The 18,650-nt window shown below is 62.2% G+C and carries 17 protein-coding genes; 4 read left to right on the plus strand and 13 right to left on the minus strand.

The window, feature by feature from the left end:
- The first annotated feature begins 75 nt into the window (after window positions 1-75).
- Window positions 76-876 (plus strand): SDR family NAD(P)-dependent oxidoreductase, encoded by an 801-nt coding sequence (locus NMQ03_RS09700; RefSeq protein WP_255175575.1) that lies wholly within the window; start codon window positions 76-78, stop codon window positions 874-876.
- A gap of 852 nt (window positions 877-1,728) precedes the next feature.
- Here the strand turns inward: NMQ03_RS09700 and NMQ03_RS09705 are convergent.
- The gene (locus NMQ03_RS09705; RefSeq protein WP_255175396.1) at window positions 1,729-2,250 is read right to left on the minus strand and encodes a nitrilase-related carbon-nitrogen hydrolase; all 522 of its coding nucleotides are present in this window, start codon (window positions 2,248-2,250) and stop codon (window positions 1,729-1,731) included.
- 77 nt (window positions 2,251-2,327) lie between these two features.
- Here NMQ03_RS09705 and NMQ03_RS09710 point away from each other — a divergent pair, with 77 nt between their 5' ends.
- Complete coding sequence (locus NMQ03_RS09710; RefSeq protein ID WP_255175397.1) at window positions 2,328-2,540, plus strand: hypothetical protein; 213 nt, start codon at window positions 2,328-2,330, stop codon at window positions 2,538-2,540.
- A 135-nt stretch (window positions 2,541-2,675) separates the two neighbouring features.
- Here the strand turns inward: NMQ03_RS09710 and NMQ03_RS09715 are convergent, their stop codons facing one another.
- From NMQ03_RS09715 to NMQ03_RS09745, 7 genes are all read right to left on the minus strand, one after another.
- Window positions 2,676-3,497, minus strand: coding sequence for a fumarylacetoacetate hydrolase family protein (locus NMQ03_RS09715; RefSeq protein ID WP_255175398.1), 822 nt, complete (start codon window positions 3,495-3,497; stop codon window positions 2,676-2,678).
- A gap of 113 nt (window positions 3,498-3,610) precedes the next feature.
- Window positions 3,611-4,528, minus strand: coding sequence for a CoA ester lyase (locus NMQ03_RS09720; RefSeq protein WP_255175399.1), 918 nt, complete (start codon window positions 4,526-4,528; stop codon window positions 3,611-3,613).
- 11 nt (window positions 4,529-4,539) lie between these two features.
- Window positions 4,540-4,743, minus strand: a complete 204-nt coding sequence (locus tag NMQ03_RS09725) for a hypothetical protein (RefSeq protein ID WP_255175400.1) — start codon at window positions 4,741-4,743, stop codon at window positions 4,540-4,542.
- A complete protein-coding gene (locus NMQ03_RS09730) occupies window positions 4,740-5,819 on the minus strand; it encodes a tartrate dehydrogenase (RefSeq protein ID WP_255175401.1) in 1,080 nt (359 codons plus the stop codon). The genes NMQ03_RS09725 and NMQ03_RS09730 overlap by 4 nt, the downstream gene beginning before the upstream one ends.
- 35 nt (window positions 5,820-5,854) lie before the next feature.
- Window positions 5,855-6,802, minus strand: coding sequence for a phosphoglycerate dehydrogenase (locus NMQ03_RS09735; protein ID WP_255175402.1), 948 nt, complete (start codon window positions 6,800-6,802; stop codon window positions 5,855-5,857).
- Window positions 6,803-6,902: 100 nt separating this feature from the next.
- Window positions 6,903-8,276: a cation:dicarboxylate symporter family transporter gene (locus tag NMQ03_RS09740; protein WP_255175403.1), complete on the minus strand. Its 1,374-nt coding sequence runs from the start codon at window positions 8,274-8,276 to the stop codon at window positions 6,903-6,905.
- Between the two features lie 95 nt (window positions 8,277-8,371).
- Complete coding sequence (locus tag NMQ03_RS09745; RefSeq protein ID WP_255175404.1) at window positions 8,372-9,460, minus strand: enolase C-terminal domain-like protein; 1,089 nt, start codon at window positions 9,458-9,460, stop codon at window positions 8,372-8,374.
- A gap of 243 nt (window positions 9,461-9,703) precedes the next feature.
- On the opposite strand from NMQ03_RS09745, the gene NMQ03_RS09750 reads away from it, so the two are divergent.
- Both NMQ03_RS09750 and NMQ03_RS09755 read left to right on the plus strand, forming a co-directional pair.
- Window positions 9,704-10,402: a GntR family transcriptional regulator gene (locus NMQ03_RS09750; protein ID WP_255175405.1), complete on the plus strand. Its 699-nt coding sequence runs from the start codon at window positions 9,704-9,706 to the stop codon at window positions 10,400-10,402.
- A gap of 673 nt (window positions 10,403-11,075) precedes the next feature.
- Window positions 11,076-11,912, plus strand: a complete 837-nt coding sequence (locus tag NMQ03_RS09755) for a hypothetical protein (protein ID WP_255175406.1) — start codon at window positions 11,076-11,078, stop codon at window positions 11,910-11,912.
- A 1,042-nt stretch (window positions 11,913-12,954) separates the two neighbouring features.
- On the opposite strand, the gene NMQ03_RS09765 is transcribed toward NMQ03_RS09755, so the two are convergent.
- From NMQ03_RS09765 to NMQ03_RS09790, 5 genes are all read right to left on the minus strand, one after another.
- Window positions 12,955-13,425: a MarR family transcriptional regulator gene (locus tag NMQ03_RS09765; protein WP_324645066.1), complete on the minus strand. Its 471-nt coding sequence runs from the start codon at window positions 13,423-13,425 to the stop codon at window positions 12,955-12,957.
- Between the two features lie 309 nt (window positions 13,426-13,734).
- Entirely contained in the window at window positions 13,735-13,935 is a 201-nt protein-coding gene (locus NMQ03_RS09770; RefSeq protein WP_110543387.1) for a hypothetical protein, read from the minus strand.
- 105 nt (window positions 13,936-14,040) lie between these two features.
- A complete protein-coding gene (locus tag NMQ03_RS09775; protein ID WP_255175407.1) occupies window positions 14,041-14,322 on the minus strand; it encodes a hypothetical protein in 282 nt (93 codons plus the stop codon).
- Window positions 14,323-14,424: 102 nt separating this feature from the next.
- Window positions 14,425-15,066, minus strand: coding sequence for a TetR/AcrR family transcriptional regulator (locus NMQ03_RS09780; RefSeq protein WP_255175408.1), 642 nt, complete (start codon window positions 15,064-15,066; stop codon window positions 14,425-14,427).
- A gap of 1,965 nt (window positions 15,067-17,031) precedes the next feature.
- On the minus strand, window positions 17,032-18,417 hold the full coding sequence (locus NMQ03_RS09790; protein ID WP_255175409.1) for an MFS transporter: 1,386 nt from the start codon (window positions 18,415-18,417) through the stop codon (window positions 17,032-17,034).
- Between the last annotated feature and the right edge of the window lie 233 nt (window positions 18,418-18,650).

The following is an 18,650-nucleotide window of genomic DNA, read 5'->3' on the forward strand; positions in this document are numbered from 1 at the left end:
ACCTTCGAAACAGAACCGGGAGATCAGAATGACCCCCAAAAATCAGTTGCAGTTATTACCGGCGGAGGAACCGGAATAGGAGCCGCCACTGCCGCAACACTCCGGGGCCAAGGGTGGGAAGTTGTCGTCTGCGGACGCCGCCCAGAAGCTGTAAGCCGAGTCGCTGACATGACCGGCGCCCGCGCTGTCGTCGCGGATGTTGCTTCCGCTTCCGACATGGAACGGCTGGTCGCCGATACCGTGGAGCAACTCGGCGCTATTAACGGCCTCGTACTGAATGCCGGAATTGTCCGCGCCGGGAGTGCCGGCGAGCTGTCCGATGAAGACTGGAACGCCATGGTCAGCACCAACCTCACCGGGCCCTTCCTACTAGTCCGTGCCGCCTTGCCGCACCTGATCAAAGCCAGCGGCTCGATCGTAGGGGTGGCCTCAGCAGCAGCGCTTCGCGCGACGGCTGGAATCGCGGGCTACGACGCCACGAAGGCCGGCCTTGCCATGTTGATGCAATCCATCGCGGTCGATTACGGACCGCTCGGGGTGCGCGCCAACGCGGTATGTCCTGGCTGGACCCGGACGGAAATGGCGGATATGGAGATGGGCGAATTTGCTGAACACAGCGGCATCCATCGCGAGGAAGCCTACAGCCTTGCCACTGCGTTCGTCCCCAGTCGGCGCCCGGCCGCGTCCTCCGAGGCCGCCGATGTCATTGCCTGGCTGCTCTCCGATCAGGCCTCGTACGTTAATGCAGCCACGATCCCGGTGGATGGGGGACTGATCGCGGTCGAACCCGGAGCCATCGCCTTCGACCCCCGTGTCAGTATCGGCACCGCTGCCGTAGACGGACCCACCCCGGCGATGCAGGCAATTCCTGACTAAGCGCTACAGTCCGTCTTTCAGGTGTTACTTGAAAAGAGGAGTGTGGACATTGTCCACACTCTTCCCTTCGGATCCGATGATACTGCCGACGGACTGCTCCGGATTCCGCATGTTTCCGCGGATTCCTAGTGTTTGCAGGGGCTGGAATGTAGTTCGAGTCCCACCTCGGGCACGACGTATTCCCTCGTCAGGGGCGATTTTGCTTTGACGTGTGTACATAGCTTGCGGTCGCGTCGTCTGACGGGTTGGGCTGCGGGCTGTGGTCTGGCTGCCGCGGAGCCTATTCAGGTGTGTGGGTGGCGGGTTCAAGTCCCTGGCTGGTGGGCCTTCCGCCTGCCGCAGTAGGGTTTCCTGCGTTACCTCCTTCCGGTCATGTTGGGTGGGTCCAGAGGGGCCCACACCTATTCATGGGGCGGGGGAGCGGGGACGACATGACTTCGGAGATCGCGCCAAAGAGCGCCCCGGGAGTCGGTCTTACGGCGTGCCCACAAGAGTCGCGCCCGAGGTTTGTCCTGCCAAAGAGGGTGGACAGTGTCCACACTTACGTCTGCTTTATCGAAGGCCGAGTGAACTTGAGTCCGATGTCAGTTGGGGCCCCCAACACGTGGTCTTCGGGTGCCCTCCGCGGGTGCAAGAGGCAGTCAGGCCAGGTCTCGCCTGCCGCCTCTATGCCTCGAAACGCTAGGGATTTGAGGCACTGAGGTTTCGAGACAGCGGCGACCGGCCATGTCCGCAACCTTAAGTCTCGGAGTACGGCCGGGGGCGCTGGTTTTCCTGTTTTATCTGTTTCGGAGTTCTGCTTGTTCCGTCAGCGAAGGAGATGGCTCAGCGGTGCCTTACGGGGGCCGTGGATCACACATGCGCGGAAGCCTCTGCTTCTGAAGCTTCGTCCCACTGAGCCTCAAGCGACGACTGGGTCTGTGTAGGCGCCTTCGGCATGGTGCTGTGACGGATGACCGGGGTGCGGGGCGTGTCGTCGAAGATTAGCCGTGTGACGTCGGCGCGGGCGTAGTGGCCTGCGGGGTCGACGGTGTTCTTGGCAAGGTCGATGTCCGCCAGGTCGAGGTCAGCGTAAACGATGCCTTCCTCGGTGGGGTCCAGAGGCTCTGTGATGAGGCTGGAGTGCGGACCGTACACTCGGGCGTAACCACCGCCGCCTGTGTAGACGGGCGTGGGTCCTCCGTCTGCTGTTGGGAACTTTAGGGCTCCGTCATCGGACATGATTTGCGTGGCGGTGATCACGAAGGCGCTGCCTTCGAGGGCGTATGTCTGGGAGCAGGCCATGATGGATTCGGGGCTCAGCGCCGGCACGTTGCCCAGGATTCCGAGGCAGGGCCAGCCGGCGACGTGGATCTGTTCGTTCTGCGCGTACATGGCATATTGTCAGCGGCTGGAGGTGTTCGAAGCGCTGTAAGGCCCCAACCCGGCCCAACGGCGTGTCGAGGACTTTGATGCTGCTGCCGTCGCCTTCGCCGAACAGTGTCCGCTCTGCATGGGTGGGCTTGGGCTTTCGTGAGCACGGCCAGCTGAGGACACTCGCCAGGATGGATGGCCGGTATCTTTCCACCGAGGTCGCGGGCGGGTTCACTGGCCGCGTTATCGGGCTGGCGGCAACCAGTGGCAGCGTTATCACCGAACGGTTCGAATACAACCATCGCGACTAGCACGGCCATGCTTGGTTCTTCGTGCCGGCGTGCTGTGCCGATGATCGGCTCCGCCGGGACGTGGTCGTCACAGAGAACTGGCGACACTGACCAAAGACAGAACGCCACCTATCGGCAAATTCCACAAGGTATGCGTCAGGTGGTTTCTGCCCTGACGGTGTTGGTGATGCTGCCAATCCCTTCCACGCTCACGGTGATGGTGTCACCGTCTTTGAGGAACAGTTGGGGGTCACGGCGGTATCCGACTCCGGCTGGTGTGCCGGTGAGGATGACGTCCCCGGGTTCCAGGGTGGTGAATTCGGAGATGGTGGCGATGAGTGTGGGGATGCTGAAGATCAGGTGGGAGAGGTCCGATTTTTGGACGACTTCCCCGTTCAGGTTGGTGCTGATGCCGGCCTTGCTGATGTCGGTTTCTGCCGGGGTGACGATGTGCGGGCCGAGCGGGGTGGTGTTGTCCCAGATCTTGCCCTGCAGCCATTGGCGGGACTTGTTCTGGAAGTCGCGCATGGTGACGTCGTTGGAGACGCAGTAGCCAAGGATGTGGTCCATGGCGTTGTGTTCGGTGATGCGGCGGCCTGTCTTGCCGATGATGACGGCGAGTTCGCCCTCGAAGTCGACTTGGGTGGATTCCGGGGGAAGGATGATGTTGTCGGCGGGTCCTATGAGGGTGGATGTGTACTTGGGGAAGAGGACGGGAAAGGTGGCCGTGCTGGTGTCGTCGGCATGGTCTTTGTAGTTCAGGCCCACGCAGAGGATCTTGCCGGCCTTTGGTGACGCCGCGCGCAGGGTGACTTCGGACAGGGGAACCCGTGATTCCCTCAGGCGGGCGGCACTGGCAAGGAGATCGGCGGTTGTTTCCGGTCCGATGTCGGTGAGCCCGGCCAGCGGGATGAGGTGTTCGCCGTGAACTTCGCCAAGGTAGTTGTGACCCTTGTATCGGTAGTTTGCGTAGGCCATTCGTTCTCTCTTCAGATCTTGGTTGCTGATTACGGCGGTGGGCGGACGTGCCGGACGGTAGCAGTTGTTCATCAGCGGCATCCGTGCCGCTTCGGTCCCCTTGGGCGCAGGCCCTAACCTGCCGGCTGCACTCCGAAGGCGACGGCGAGTTTCATGATCTTCTCGGCGCGGCCCAGGCGGGGCAGGTCGGAGCCGTCGCGGATGACGCGGCCGTTGGCTTCGAAGTCGTTCATGAAGTCGGTGGCCCAGGCGACGTCCGACGGCGTGGGGCTGATGACCTCGTTGATGACCGGTGTTTGGTCGATGGCCAGGCAGAGCTTGCCGGTCATGCCCATCATCACGGTGATGCCGGTCTGCTCGCGCAGGATGGGATGGTTGGTGCCGACGGTGGGGCCGTCGATGGGGCCGGGGAGGTTGCCGACGCGGCTGGCGACGACGAGCTTGGCGCGCGGGTAGGCCATGGCGTCGGGGGTGGCGGCCATGCCCGTGTCGCGGCGGAAGTCACCGGAGCCGAAGGCCAGGCGGAACGCGCCCTGGGCCTTGGCGATGTGGTTGGCTTCCTCGATGCCGAGCGCGGATTCCACCAGCGGGATCACGGGCGTCTTGCCGTCCATGCGGTGGTAGCTCTCGGTCACCTGGTCCGCGGATTCGGTCTTGGCGAGCATGACTCCCAGCAGGCCGGGCGTGCCGCGGAGACCGGCGAGGTCATCGGCCCAGAACGGGCTGGTGGCGTCGTTGATCCGGACCCAGGCCTTGCCACCGGCGGTCAGCCAGTCGATGACGTTGTTCCGGGCCTGGTCCTTCTGCGACGGGTCCACCGCGTCTTCAATATCCAGGATGATCGAATCGGCACGGGAGACGGCCGACTGGTCGAAGAGCTCCGGCTTCATGGCATTGACCAGCAGCCAGGAACGGGCGATCTCTGCAGGGATATTGCGTTCCGGAATGAAGCCCGGAAGCACATTGCCTGGCACCGGGGTGGAGTAGGAGGTGTCTTCGGTGCTTTGGGGCATGTAGGTGGGCTGCGTCATGGGTCTCCGTGCTAGGCCAAGTGCGGGGATGGTGCTGTCGATGTCAACCGGTGGCAGAGCCCGGCATCCACGGTTCCGGTGCGGATGATGTGGTCGTGCTGGAGGATCTGGACGGTCTCTCCGATGAGCCGGCGCCAGTGGAGGTGCTGGCGGAGCATGATCCGCTCTCCGAAGGCGGGTGTGCGCCCGTTGCTGGGGCCAGTCGAGGGGGTCATGATGTCGTCAGGGCCGATGCCACTGCTTTGCCCAGTTCCTCTGTGGTGGCATTGCCGCCCATGTCCGGTGTGAGTGCCTGATGTCCGTTGGCGAGCACGGTTTCCATGGCGGTGGTGATGGCGGCGGCGGCTTTGGGTTGTCCCAGGTGGTCCAGCATCATGGCGGCGCACCAGATCTGGCCGATGGGGTTGGCGATGCCTTTGCCGGCGATGTCCGGGGCGGACCCGTGGACGGGTTCGAAGAGGCTGGGGAATTTGCGTTCGGGGTTGATGTTTCCGCTGGGTGCGATGCCGATGGTTCCGGTGCAGGCCGGTCCGAGGTCGGAGAGGATGTCGCCGAAGAGGTTGCTGGCGACGACGACGTCGAACCAGTCGGGGTGCATGACGAAGTTCGCGGCCAGGATGTCGATGTGGTACTTGTCGACCTCCAGATCGACGAAGCCCTTGGCCATGGCTTCCACGCGTTCGTCCCAGTAGGGCATGGTGATGGAGATGCCGTTGCTCTTCGTGGCGGAGGTCAGGTGCTTCTTGGGCCGGCTCTGGGCGAGCTCGAAGGCGTACTTGAGGATGCGGTCCACGCCGGTGCGGGTCATGACGGTTTCCTGGACCACTGTTTCGCGGTCGGTGTCTTCGAAGATTTTCCCGCCGATACTGGAGTATTCGCCTTCGGTGTTTTCGCGCACGACATAGAAGTCGACGTCGCCCGGGTCCCGCCCGGTGAGGGGGCTGGGCACCCCGGGAAGGAGCTTGACCGGGCGGAGGCTGACGTACTGGTCGAAATGGCGTCGGAACTGCAGGAGGCTTCCCCACAGCGAGACGTGGTCGGGGACCACGTCGGGCCAGCCGACGGCGCCGAAGAAGATGGAGTCGAACTGGTTTAGTTCCTCGAACCACCCGTCGGGCAGCATTTTCCCGTGCCGGGTGTAGTAGTCAGCCGAGGCGTAATCGAAGTGCTCGTATTTGAGGTTGAGGTCGAAGGCGGCGGCTGCGGCGTCCAGGACGCGCAGTCCTTCGGGTACGACTTCGGTGCCGATTCCGTCTCCGGGAATGACTGCGATGCGGTGGGGTTTCGACATCAGGGAACCTTCTTCTTCTTTGTCGGTGTTTGGGGTTAGCGGTCGACCGGGTGGGCCGGTTCGCGGTTTTCGAGGACGTCGATGACGGCGTGTGCGGCTGCCAGCCCGGCCCGTGCCCGTGCCTCGATCGTTTGTCCGGCGAGGTGGGAGGTGATGAGCACATTCTCCAGGCCGCGTAGGGGGCTGTCGTCGGGTAGGGGTTCGCTCTCGAGTACGTCCAGTGCGGCGCCGGCGATAGTGCCGTCGGAGAGTGCTTTGGCCAAGGCTTGTTCGTCCACGAGGGAGCCGCGGGCGGTGTTGATAAGGACTGCGGTGGGTTTCATTCTTTGCAGCCGGGGCGCGTCGATGAGTTTGCCGGAGCTTTGGCCTGCGCGGGTGTGCAGGGAGAGGTAGTCGGCGTTGGCGATGACGGTGTCGAGATCCGTGTAGTGGAACGTGGTGTTTGCTGGGTCTGGGTGGGCGGTGTTGACCAGGACGTTCATGCCGAGCGCTGCGCCCAGGCTTGCCGTGGCGCGTCCGCTGGGCCCGTAGCCGACTATTCCCAGGGTGGAACCTCGGAGCTCATGGCCGGCTTCCCGGGGCCAGCCGCCTTGGCGGACGGCGGTGGTGACCTCCAGGAGGCGGCGTGCGGACATGATGATCAGTCCGATGGCCAGTTCGGCGACCGAGTGGTGGTTTGTTGCGGGGGCGTTGCAGACCCTGATTCCTTGTGCGGCCGCGGCCTCGACGTCGATGGAGTCGTATCCCACGCCGCTGCGGGCGATGACTTTCAGGGATGCGGCGGCGGAGAGCATGTCGGCGGTGACCGGTTCGCTGGCGAGGATGGCTCCGGAGATGCCGTCGAACAGTGAGCGGCGTTCCTCCAGTGTCCGTGAGCCTCTGGACGGTGCGTAGACGGGTTCCAGGCCATGGTCGCGGAGGAGGTCGTAGACGGTATCTCCGGCGTGCAGGTAGTCGGTAGTGATGAGTATGCGCCGGGCCATGGTGTGGTGTTCCTCGTCGGTATAGCGGTGGGCTGGTGCTGGGTGAAGTGCACAATGGGCAGGGCCGCCGCCCCGGGGAGAGAGGCGGCCCTGTCAGGGTTTAGTGGGCGTCGACCGTCTCGCTCTCGACGTGGTCGGCCGTCCTTGCAGGAAGTTCGTTTTTCTTTCGACCCGATGCGTGTATCACGTTGCGGGCCTGTGCCAGGTCGAAGTCTTTCTCCCATTTGCCGACGACGACTGTTGCCAGCACGTTGCCGATGACGTTGATGAAGACGCGGCCTTCGTTCAGGAGGCGGTCAACACCGACGATGAGGGCGAGGGCCGCGGTGGGGATGGCGCTGACGGCTCCGAGGGAGCCGGCGAGCACGATGAAGGCTCCGCCGGCGACGCCGGCTGTTCCCTTGCTGGAAATCATCATGATGCCGACCATGGCCAGTTGCTGTTCCCAGGAGAGGTTGATCCCGACGGCCTGAGCCAGGAAGACGGATGCCATGGTGAGGTAGATCGCGGATCCGTCGAGGTTGAAGGAGAACGCGGATGGGATGACGATGCCGACGGTCGGCTTGCCGACGCCCATGTTTTCGAGCTTCTTCATGACCTGCGGGAGCACGGCCTCGCTGGAGCATGTTGCCAGGGCGATCAGGAGCTCGTCTTTGAAGTAGCGCATGACGGTGAAGATGTTCAGGCCGCAGGTCCGGGCGATGATGCCGAGGACGACGAGGACGTAAACGATGCATGTGGCGGTGAAGAGCAGGATGAGGAAGCCGAGCTGCTGAAGGTTGGTGGCCCCGTACTTGGCCACGGTGGCGGCAAGGGCGCCGAAGGTGCCGATGGGTGCCAGGCGCATGAGCCAGCCAACGATCCGGAAAATAACGGTGGATAGGGCGCGGATGCCGCCGGTGAGCAGGACGCCGGATTCGCCCGAGAGGTTCAGTGCTGCGCCGAAGACGATGGAGACCAGGAGGGCGGCCGGGATGGCGCTGCTGGTGAGGGCGCCGAAGAAGGATGCCGGGATGAGGCTGTTGACGAACTCGATGCCGTCAAAGCTCTTGCCGGCGCCCGGGATCTTGTCGGCGTTCAGCTTGGAGACGTCGATGTTCATGCCTTGGCCGGGGTGGAAGACGTTCGCCACGACCAAGCCGATGAGCATCGAAATCAGGGAAAGGACGATGAAGTAGCCGAGGGCTTTGAGGCCGATTCGTCCTGCCTTGCGGAGGCTGTCCATTGACGCAACGCCGAGGGTCACGACGCAGAAGACGACCGGGATGATGATCATCTTGACCAGTGCGATGAACCAGTCGCTCAGCGGGGTCAGCTGCGAGCCGACCTGCGGGATGAAGATACCGACGAGGATGCCGAGGACTCCACCCAGGAGCACCTGGAACCAGAGTTCGCGGATCAGGCGCCCGAACCGAGAGAGCTGTTTGGGTGGGTGTGGGGAATGCTGGTGGTGCTGCATGGTGTGGGAAGACATCTTGGGTGCTCCTTTGCACGTCAGACAGAGAAGTTTGGGGTGGTTGCCTGGTCCCGGGCAGTTCTGCTGCCCGGGACAAGACAGGTGTGGGTGGTTTACTCGTGCAGTCCGCGCAGGACCTTGTAGAACTCGGCTTTGCCTTCCAGGCCGATGCCGGGAAGGTCGCCGGGGGCTACGCGGCTGTTGACGATGACTGCGTCGTCGGTAAAGCCGCCGGTGGGCTGGAATTCGCCGGGGTAGGACTCGTTGCCGCCGAGCTTGAGGGCTGCGGCGATGTGCAGGGAGAACTGGTGTCCGCCGTGCGGGATGCAGCGGCGGGAGGACCAGCCGTGCTGGGCAAGCATGTCCTGGATGCGGCGGTATTCGGTGAGGCCGTAGCTCAGGGCCGGGTCGACCTGGATGAAGTCGCGGTCCGGGCGCATGCCGCCGTAGCGGACCAGGTTCCGTGCGTCCTGGAGGGAGAACAGGTTCTCGCCGGTCGCGATCGGGTTCTTGTAGTGCTCGGAAAGGGTGGCGTTGAGGGCGTAGTCCAGCGGGTCGCCGACTTCTTCGTACCAGAACAGTCCGTACTTATCGATGGCTTTTCCATATTCCAGGGCGGTGTCCAGGTCGAATTTGCCGTTGACGTCCACCATGAGGCGGGAAGCATCGCCGTCGAGGACGTCGATGACGGCTTCGATGCGGCGGAGGTCCTCCGCCAGGTCGGCGCCGCCGATCTTCATCTTGACAATGTTGTAGCCCTGGTCGAGGAAGCCGCGCATTTCGTTCTGCAGGTCTTCCAGCGTCTTGCCGGGGGCGTAGTAGCCGCCGGCGGCATAAACGAAGACGTCCTTGTCCGGATTGCCGTCACCGTAGTGGTCCGAGATCCAGCGGTACAAGGGGACACCGGCGATCTTTGCGGCGAGGTCGTGCAGCGCCATGTCGGCCACACCCACGGCGACCGACCGTTCGCCGTGGCCACCGGGCTTTTCGTTGGACATCATGATGTCCCACGCCTTCTCCGGTGACAGTTCGCCGTTCTCATCCATGAGGTCCTCGGCAGGAGCATCCAGCAGGCGCGGCAGGATGCGGTCCTGCAGGATGCCCGTAGCGTTGTAGCGGCCGTTGGAGTTGAAGCCGTAGCCAACCAGGGGCTTGCCATCGACGAACACGTCGCTGACCACGGCGATGATCGTGCAGTCCATCTTGGTGAAGTCAATGAACGCATTCCGGATGGAGGAACTGATGGGGATAGAGCCGTTCGGGTCGATACCATCTGGCCGAGCATCAGGTGTTGTTTAGTAGCGAATATCTTATAAGACGATGAATCGAGGTTAGCTGGCCGTGAGCGCGGGCACAAGCCCGTGGCGAAATTTCTTATAAGATGCTGCCAGAAGGGCTACACTTGGAGGGGCGGGGGCAACGCTCCCGCAGATTTGGAGCGGCAGATGAGTACCAACGTCTTTTCGAGTAAGGGCAGCCTGGCGTACAGCGAACTACGCCAGATGATCCTCTCCGGCGCCTTAGCCCCCGGCTCGCGTATTTCCCAATACGAGTTGGCCGAGAACATGCAGATGAGCATCACCCCCCTGCGTGAAGCCATCCGTCGGCTCTCGAGCGAGGGGCTGATCACGATGGACACCCACCGCGACTCGAAGGTTGCCGACATGAGCGCCGCCGAAGCCCGCGAGCTGCTGGAAGTCCGCCTCTCGCTGGAGCCGTCCGCAACGGAACTGGCCGCCTACCGCCGGACCGACGCTGATGTCGCCATCATCCGGGCGGCCGCCGAAAAACTGCTCCCTGTAACACGCGTGTGGGGAGAGGACGCCATCATTGCTCATCGCGACTTCCACCGCGCCGTCTACACTGCTTCTCACAACGCGACCCTGATCAAGCTCCTGGATGACCTCTGGGACAAGTCCGACCGCTACCGGCGCATCGGCCTGGAGCTGCCTTCCGCTGACGAGCCCCGCACCATTGACCTGAACCAGCACCACCGAATCCTTGAACTCGTCACCGCGGGAGACGGGCCCGGAGCGGCGGAACTCGCTCGTACCCACATCGCCAACAGCCTCACAGCATCGGTGACCGGTGCCCTGCAGGAGCGGGAGAACGAATCCTCATCCGACCTTGAGAGAACCGCCTAAATCTCCGCCGGCTTTTGGTACGAGCTTCCACATTTGCAGCGTCATCTGGGGTGACATTCAGTACCGTGAAAACGCCGCCACATAGCGCCGCAAGTCGCACGCAGTAGTGGTCTCCGAATCGCTTTGGGGAAACACGCAACAACTCGCGCGCGCGATCGCAGCCGGAATCGGCGAAGGCGCCGACGTGGTCGACGCAGGCTCAGCACCGGGCGCACTGGACTCCAACCTGGATCTCTTGGTGGTAGGTGGTCGAACCGACGCTTTCTCCATGTCAACCGGGGCGACACGCGAGTCAGCGAAGCAATAGGCTGCAGAGCACATCCCAGCAGGCGGCATTTGGGAGTGGATCGAAGCGCACGCCTCGCCTGGTCGCCCTGTTCCTGTACTGACGTTCGATACGCGAGTCGTTGGCCCTCGGTTGCCCGGGTCTGCCGCGAAGAAGGCGATGAAACGCCTTGTCTCGCTTGGATTCCGACCCATCGTGAAGCCCGCGACCTTCGGCGTGCACGGTTATGCATGCCCGGTCGCCGACGGTGAGCTCGAACGCGCCAACGTTGGGGACGGAGCTCGCGGGCCTCGCGTCCCGTAGCTGAGCTTACGGGCCGAGGCGTGCCATCGGGCCGCCTATGGCACGCACAGATGCGAAGCTGAGCGTGTCCGCTAGTCTTTCGATATGGATACCGGCCCGTACCGCTCAGAGGCGGCGGTTGAACGACGCGGAACGTCGCTTTTCATGGCGTCCTTTGGTATTGCCCTGCTCGTCACTCTGGCCAGCCTGCTCGGGCTGCTTGCTTCTTGGCCGTATCAGAAGGAAACCGAGAACTGGCTCCTGCAGGCCCGAGGGCAAGACCTCGGCAATCTTCTGGCGGTTGTCGTTCTCGTCTGGAGTGCGACCAGGATACGCACAGGCTCAATGGGAGCGACGCAACTCTGGGTCGGTACCTTGTTCTATCTGCTGTATGCCTACATCGTGTATGCCTTTGCCGTGCACTTCGGTCGCCTGTTTCTTGTGTACGTCGCTATTCTCGGCTCTGTCTTCTACACCTTGATCGCTGGGCTCTCTACTAGGGTGCGCCCGGCGGCATACCCTCACGGCGCCGCACGGGCATTCGCTGCGTGGGTCCTGATCGGCACCGGCGCACTCTTTGCCCTGCTGTGGCTGAGCGAATTAGCTCCAGCAACCATTTCAGGGCAGCCACCGCCCAGCCTGGAAGTAGCCGGGCTTATCGTGAACCCGGTCCATGTCATTGACTTGTCTCTGGTCCTGCCGGGCATGGTCATCATCGGAGTGCTCGCGCTGCGCGGGAACCCGACGGGGTTGTTCTTGACAGTGCCCGCGTTAGTTTTTTCCGTGCTGATGGGATTGAGCATCATCGCCGCCATGGCGTTGATCGTCAGGAGCGGGGATACGAGCGCATTTGTTCCCATGGCGATGGTTTGTCTTGTTGTCGGCGCCAGCCTCGCAGCCGCCATCGCCTATTGGCGTCAGATTCCAGTTCATAGGTCGTAACCGAGGTCGTAACGTGAGGTGGGTAACATCCTCCTAACGCTACGACCAGACGAGGCACGGAGATTCATCGGAGGGACCAGACCGAGAACGACGATGCGCGCAGTCCTCACCGCGCATTCAACCGGGGAACCGGTGGTCTTGGTATCGCGGCTCCGGCGAGCCTGGTCTCCACACGACGGTTTCGCTATGGCCTCTCCTAACCCCACCCCGACCTCTGCAGTCCCCCCGAGGGTGCGTCGGAGCAGGGAAATTGTCCTCTCCACCTCTCTTGAACTGGTGGACGCTGAAGGCCTGGATGCCTTGACGATGCGACGGCTGGGCCAGGAACCCGGGCGGGACCCGATGAGCCTCCACCGCTACGCCGCCAACCGCACCGCCCTGCAGGATGGTGTCGCTGAAACAGTCCTCAATGAATTGGCGATCTTTGCCGATGACCCGGACTGGCAGGCACAGCTGCGCAAATCGCCCACGACCTGCGGCTTCTGCCCTGCGGCATCCCAACGTCGTCCCGCTGCTGGTCACCCGGCCACTGTCCACACCGTTGGGTCTGCACCCACTGGGCACCATCCGGCCCCTCGAACAGATCCTGGCACTGCTCATAGACGCCGGTTTTACCCCCGCCGACGCCCTCCACGTCTACCGGACGTACTAGGGATTCCTCTACGGGCACATTCGGAACGAACTGCAGGAATACGTTGCGGACCCGAACGAAAACGAAGCCATCCTCCGCCTCGGATTCCACCGGCTGCCGGCAAAAGACTTCCCACACCTGCGCGCCCTGGGACCCGTCCTCGCTGAGTATGACGGCGACCTTGAGCTGGACCAGGGACTGAGCATCCTCCTCCCCGGCCTCGCCACGCAACTTTCCGGCTCCAGTCCAAGGGTCGCCGACCAAAATACACAGCTACGGTTCCGACGAACAAAGCATGTTTCCAGAGCTCACAGGATTGGGCGTCCGTTGGCGCGGCGGGCTGGGAGGGCCGGGGCGCACCGCCGCAGAGCTCCCAACCCGAGTGCTACAGGAGACGGCCTTTGTCTTCCACTAGCGATATGTCCTAGGAGGCGTGTAGTTACCGGTTGCCGGGTTTTGCATGGCGTTGGAGGCGAGCAGTTGAACGATGGCTTGCAGTTCCTTGCGGAGATTGCCGCCATCCGCTGCCGAATGAGTCAATACTGTGCGGTCCACTTCACGGGCCTCGCTGATCACCCGGGCGCCGAGGTCGGTGATGGAGACGACCTGGCTTCTGCGGTCGGAAGGGCTGGGCTGTCGGCGGATGTAGGCCCATGCCTCCAGGCGGGTCAAGGTCTTGCCCATTGTCTGGTTCTGGACACGGACCCTTTGGGCAATTTTCGCCTGGCTCATGGGCTCCTCGGCTCTGGATAGTACATCGAGGGCTATCACTCCGGCGTGGGTGAGCCCGGCATGGGCCAGTTTCTCGTTCCATGAATGTTCGACGAGCCTGGCCGCGGTTGATAGGAGGCGGCCGGTAGGCCAGGAATTCATGTCGGGCATGAGCGGAGTATAGACCTTCGGCCTGCACGGGGCCTGGACGTGGTGTTCAGGGTGAAGTGGAAGCCTGGGGTGCGGAGCCTGCGAAGGCACCATTCCCTAATCGGTTTGGAGATGCGGGGGATCAGAAGCGACTCTCAGGAAGTCGTCTAGCCGAGTGCGGCGATTCAAAGGCAATGCCATAGGTCGTGTCGCTGCAGCAGCTCGGCGGAGGCCCCCCTTTGCGGCTAGGCGCCCGCTCTTCGACAGCCATGAAGGCCACTGTGAGGGACCGAAGTATTGAAGCGGTCCTTCGGGGCCACGAGCAGCGGATTAGTCCTCGCGCTGCTCGAACTCCGCATCAAGCTCGTAGTGGCGGAACTCGGTCTCCGGGTGAGACTCACCATCGGTCACGATTTCGTGGTCGATTTGGCGTTGGACCTGGCTGTCGAGAACCTGCAGTTTCTCGTCTTTTAGTGTTTCCAGATCCTCGGGAAACGGGTCGGCAGGGGTGATGCGCAGATTGCTTGACATTGGTGTCCCTTTCACTAGCGGCACTCCATTTCATCGGACACCCGCAACGAGAGTATTTTAGTCGAGCCCGTCAGGTCCACGCGCCTGAGTTGGCAGAAGCCTTAGTCAGACCAAGCTTGGTTGGCTGGCGAGGATGTAGTCCAGAGCGGCCGGACCGGTCATTCGAAGTCCCGGCCGTATGCACCGGTCGTCGTTGGCGCGTCGTTCGTGGATGCCCTGCTGGAACATCGCCGCCCAAAACGATTCGCAGGGGCCGGGGATTTGTGCTTGCAGTGCGCACCAGCTCAGGTACACGCCGTAGAACTGGTCTTCCGTGAGTATGTGGTCATCGGCCGCATCGGCGGCAATGCATTCCTGAACAAAACGGGCGTAGTCCGGGGTTTCCATTTCTAATGGCTCCTGTTCCTTCAACGGAATGGTGGATAAAGGGGCTGCAGCATCTTGGAACCGCCAAGAGAACGGAGAACAATGTCCGCGGATAACGAAACGTCAGGGGGCGATCGGGACCTCACCTCCGTGGTCTCGGATGAGGGAAGCAGCCATGCGTTTGGCGAAGACCGCTGACTCCCGGTCTCCCTCGACCGCTGAAATAATCGAACCCTTTGTCAGGATGTGGCAAGAGCGGGCGAAAATGTCGGGTTGTTCAAGGCCGGCCTCCACGGCCAGGGCCCGTATGAACACCCGGACCTGCGCTAAATACTCGATGGATGCAATTCCCAGTGGGTGGGCGGGGCCCATTTCCAGCATGGTGCTGACGAAGGCGCAGGCCTGGAAGTCATCCTGGCGGAACCACCCATCCAGGACATCAAAAATAGCCAATATCCGGCCAGCGGGGTTCGCGGTCCGCCTTCCGGTGTCGGCGATGATCGCCTCAACGGTCAGGTCCTGGTGGCAGCGCTCCAGGTAGGCAAGGACCAGTTCATCCTTTGACGTGAAGTGCGTGTAGAACGTGGCTTTGGCGACCCCGGCCCTTGAGATCAACTCATTGATGCCGACATCGCGGATGCCCCGGTGTAGGAACAGCTCGTAAGCGGCGTCCAGGATGCGTTCCCTGGCGCTACCAGAGGCCCTCCGCGGGGGAGCAGAGGCGAGATCATCGACGGCGGTCGGTAAGTCATATGTGTGGACCATCGCCAGCAGACACTACACGAAAACCAGACAGACAAGTCAGTACGCCCGAAGCTGAAGCCGGGCCCCGGCTCCCATGAACAAGCCGGTGCCGATCGCACCGCCGATGACGGTCACCTGGGTCCGGCGGGGCTTGGGGTCTTGTGGTAGCCCTGTTCCTCGCTGGAAAAGTCGGGGACGGCACTGGCGACGTCGCCGGTGAGTTCCCGCTCATTTTCCATTCGGGGCCAACGCGATAATGAGGCTGGCTGCCGGGCCGTGCAAGGAAAGCGACAGCTTAGTCTCGAGGCCAAGTCTTCCCTTTTCCGGCGTCTACGTCCGGTTTGAGCGTACCCAAGGAACATCAGGGTCCTAATTCACTGGGATTCGGGAGGGCAATGTGATGGGCACTAGATAGGGAGTAGAGGTGTCGGGCTGCCTGTCCAAGCTCTTCACCACGCTTTCCAGCTCCACCGGATGGGGAGACGCAAGCGTGCAACTGCAGAGCAGGGCCAGCTGGCTGGCCCTAAGTCCGGCGCCAAGGACCCCTGCTGATCGTATTGGCTCTGCTTCGTTGGCTGCTGCGTGGGCTTGTCGGGTTTGGCCTCACTTTGAGATAGCCGAAAGGCATATCCTGGGTCGCTGTCACAGAGTTCGGACCTATTTCAGGGGCGAGGGGTGTTTGATCCCCATCGGCTCGGCGGTGCCCGCGGTGACTGGGGCCGGTTTCCCTGAGTATGGGGACGGTGGGTGGATGCCCTGGTAGCTGTGCCGCCTGCCCATTCAGACGGCAGCCATTTCTGCAGTGTTTGATAAGGACTCGAGTGCAGTTCGACGCTTCCACTGCGTTTATGGAGATGTGATCCGACGCCGCCACCGAAGGTGTTGGCGCTGTAGGAGACGACCTCCCGAAGCGGGACTCCCAAGGGGTAGGGTGTGCCCTAGCCGACGAAGGAGCCATGATGAGCTACAAATATCGAACTGTTCGGGTTCGCGGTACGGAGCTGGTCGGAACAATTGCCAGGAAGCACGGGGGTGCGGCTGAAATCTACGAAACTTCCAAAGACTTGAGCACATCAGTAGTTCCGGTGTTCTTCGAGGCAACGGGCGAGATCCGTTTCTTCGACAGGTCAGTACTGGAGGACGTTGTGGCGCCATCCACATAGCTCTCCGGATACCGGGCCGGCCATGCCGGGCTGGCGTGTGGGACACATTTCAGGGGCAAATGGGGGCGTGGACAACGTCGACACTTCCACCGTCGAAGTGGGTCGCACACCGGTTGGACTGTTTAGGATTCCACATGTTTTCCGGAGTTTCCGGTGTTTTCCAGGGTTTGAATGTAGTTCGTGTCCCACCTAGGGCACAGCATATCCCCTCGTCAGAGGGGTTTTTGCTTTTAACGCGGTGACAAAGATTGTGGTGGCGTCACTCACACGGGGTTGGTTCGCCGGCTGTGGCCTGGCCGTCGCGTGGCCTATCCAGGTGTGTGGGTGGCGGGGTCAAGTCCCTGGCTGGTGGGTTTTCCGCCTGCTGTCACAGGGTCCTTGCAGTGCCTCGTTTCCGTTCCTTCGGGTTAGCTCGGTGGCACGCACCTGTCGACGGCACGGGGCTGTGGGTGCGACATGACGCACCTCCGTGACTCGGAACGGACTTGGGAGGCCGCTATTGTTACCCGGGGGAGTTGCGGTGAGTGTTGGTCCGGCCGAATGAGGTGTGAAAAGTCCACACTTATGTCTTCCTTATTGGAGTGCCTGTAGGCCCCGGTCAATTGTCAGGGTTGGGCATATGAAATTCTGCCACCCTTGTCAGAAAAGAAAGGCCAGACGGCATTACGGGCGGAACACGAAGACCTCTTAGTCGTTGGCGGTGTGTAACGGCCACCAAGACTAAGAGGTCTTCACGTATTCACGACGTAACGAATGTTGCGCCCCGTACAGCCAGTTCGCGATCAGCTCAGGGGCGGATTACCCGTCACATCTGCATTCCAGGCTAACCAGCGAGGCCGTGGGTAGCTGTAGCTGTGCCCGCGGACACGGTCGCGGCCGTGAGGACGGCCGTCTCCCGCTCACTCTGCTGCACCTCGTCGAGTTCCTTGAGCGTGTACTTTTTGGTCTCCTTCGCGGTGAGGGCTGAGATCCCTGCCAGGACCATGAACCCGAGCGCGACCATGGACGGGCCGACCCAATCTTTCAGATCGGGGCCAGCGAGTGCTGTCGAGAGTACGGGGCCGATGACGCCCGAAATGGCGAAGCCGATCTGGGTGCCAAGGGCGAGCCCGGAGACGCGCAGCCGGCCGGGGAACATCTCGGCGAAGAACGCGGGCCAGGACGCATTAACCATTGAGTAGAAGAGGGAGTAGTTGACGATGCCAAACAGGAAGATCAGCGACCAGTTGCCGGTCGTGATTGACCAGAGGTAGGGCACCATCGTGATTCCTACGCCGCCCGTTGCGATGAGGAACATCGTTTTGCGGCCGATCTTGTCCACAAGGAATCCTGCCAGGGGCGTGATTCCGAGGGCGATCACTGCCGAGACTGTGGTCGTCAGGAGCATGGTCGGCTTATCCAGCTTGTATCCGGCGGTCCCGAACGCCACCGAGAAGGTCTGCATCATGTAGCTTGTGCCCGCGATGAGCGCACAGAATACGATCCGCAGCACCGCGCGCCAGTGGAAGCGCAAAAGGTGCCTGAGGGGGGCGACGTTCACCTTGGCGGTCTGGACCTTTACGAACTCAGGCGGCTCCTGGATGTGGCGGCGGATCAGGTATGCAGCGACGACTACGACGGCAGAGGCCCAGAATGGAAGCCGCCAACCCCAACTCAGCAACTGCTCCGAGGGCATGGCTGCGATCGGGATGAAGACCAGCAGTGTGAGCAGCGTGCCGGAGGAGGATCCCAACGTGGTGAAGCTCGCAAGGAAGCCGCGTCGGCCCTCGGAAGCATGCTCCAGGCTCATGGTGATGGCACTGGGCTGCTCGCCGGAAAGGCACAGTCCTTGGATGACGCGGATCAGCACGAGCAGGATCGGAGCAAGAGGACCGATTTGGGCGTACGTGGGCAGGCACCCGATCAGGAAGGTACAGCCGCCGATGCCGAACAGCGTGATCATCATGACGAACTTGCGGCCGCGGCGGTCACCCAGCGGCCCCAGGATGAGAGAGCCGAGCGGGCGTACCGCGTAGCCGACCGCGAAGGTGACCATGGCGAGCAGCACGCTGATGCCCTGGGGGAGCTCGGGCGAGAAGAAGAGGACGTTCAGAATCAACGCGGACGAGGTGCCGTACACGGCGAAGTCGTAGTACTCCAGCGTCGTGCCGATCCAGGCCGCGACCGCGGCCCTGACCGGGGTCTTCTTCGGAAGTAAGGTTTCAGTCATTTCGTCTCCGTGGGTGATTGGGTGAACACCGGCTGCCGCTACACCTGGGCTCTGGGAAAGAGATTTCGAGTGGAATATCCGGTTGGTCCTGCTGTGAGCTCTCTCGCAAGTCGTGTTTACGGCTTTGCGGACCGGCCCCAGACATCAAGTTAACGTTTGCGGTGTGGGTCACACAAAGTCCGCTTTTATGTACCTACATAGCGATTCGTTATGGCATAGAGGCGAAGAACGGG

The organism is Arthrobacter sp. DNA4 (assembly GCF_024362385.1).
In the GTDB taxonomy this organism is placed as follows: domain Bacteria; phylum Actinomycetota; class Actinomycetes; order Actinomycetales; family Micrococcaceae; genus Arthrobacter.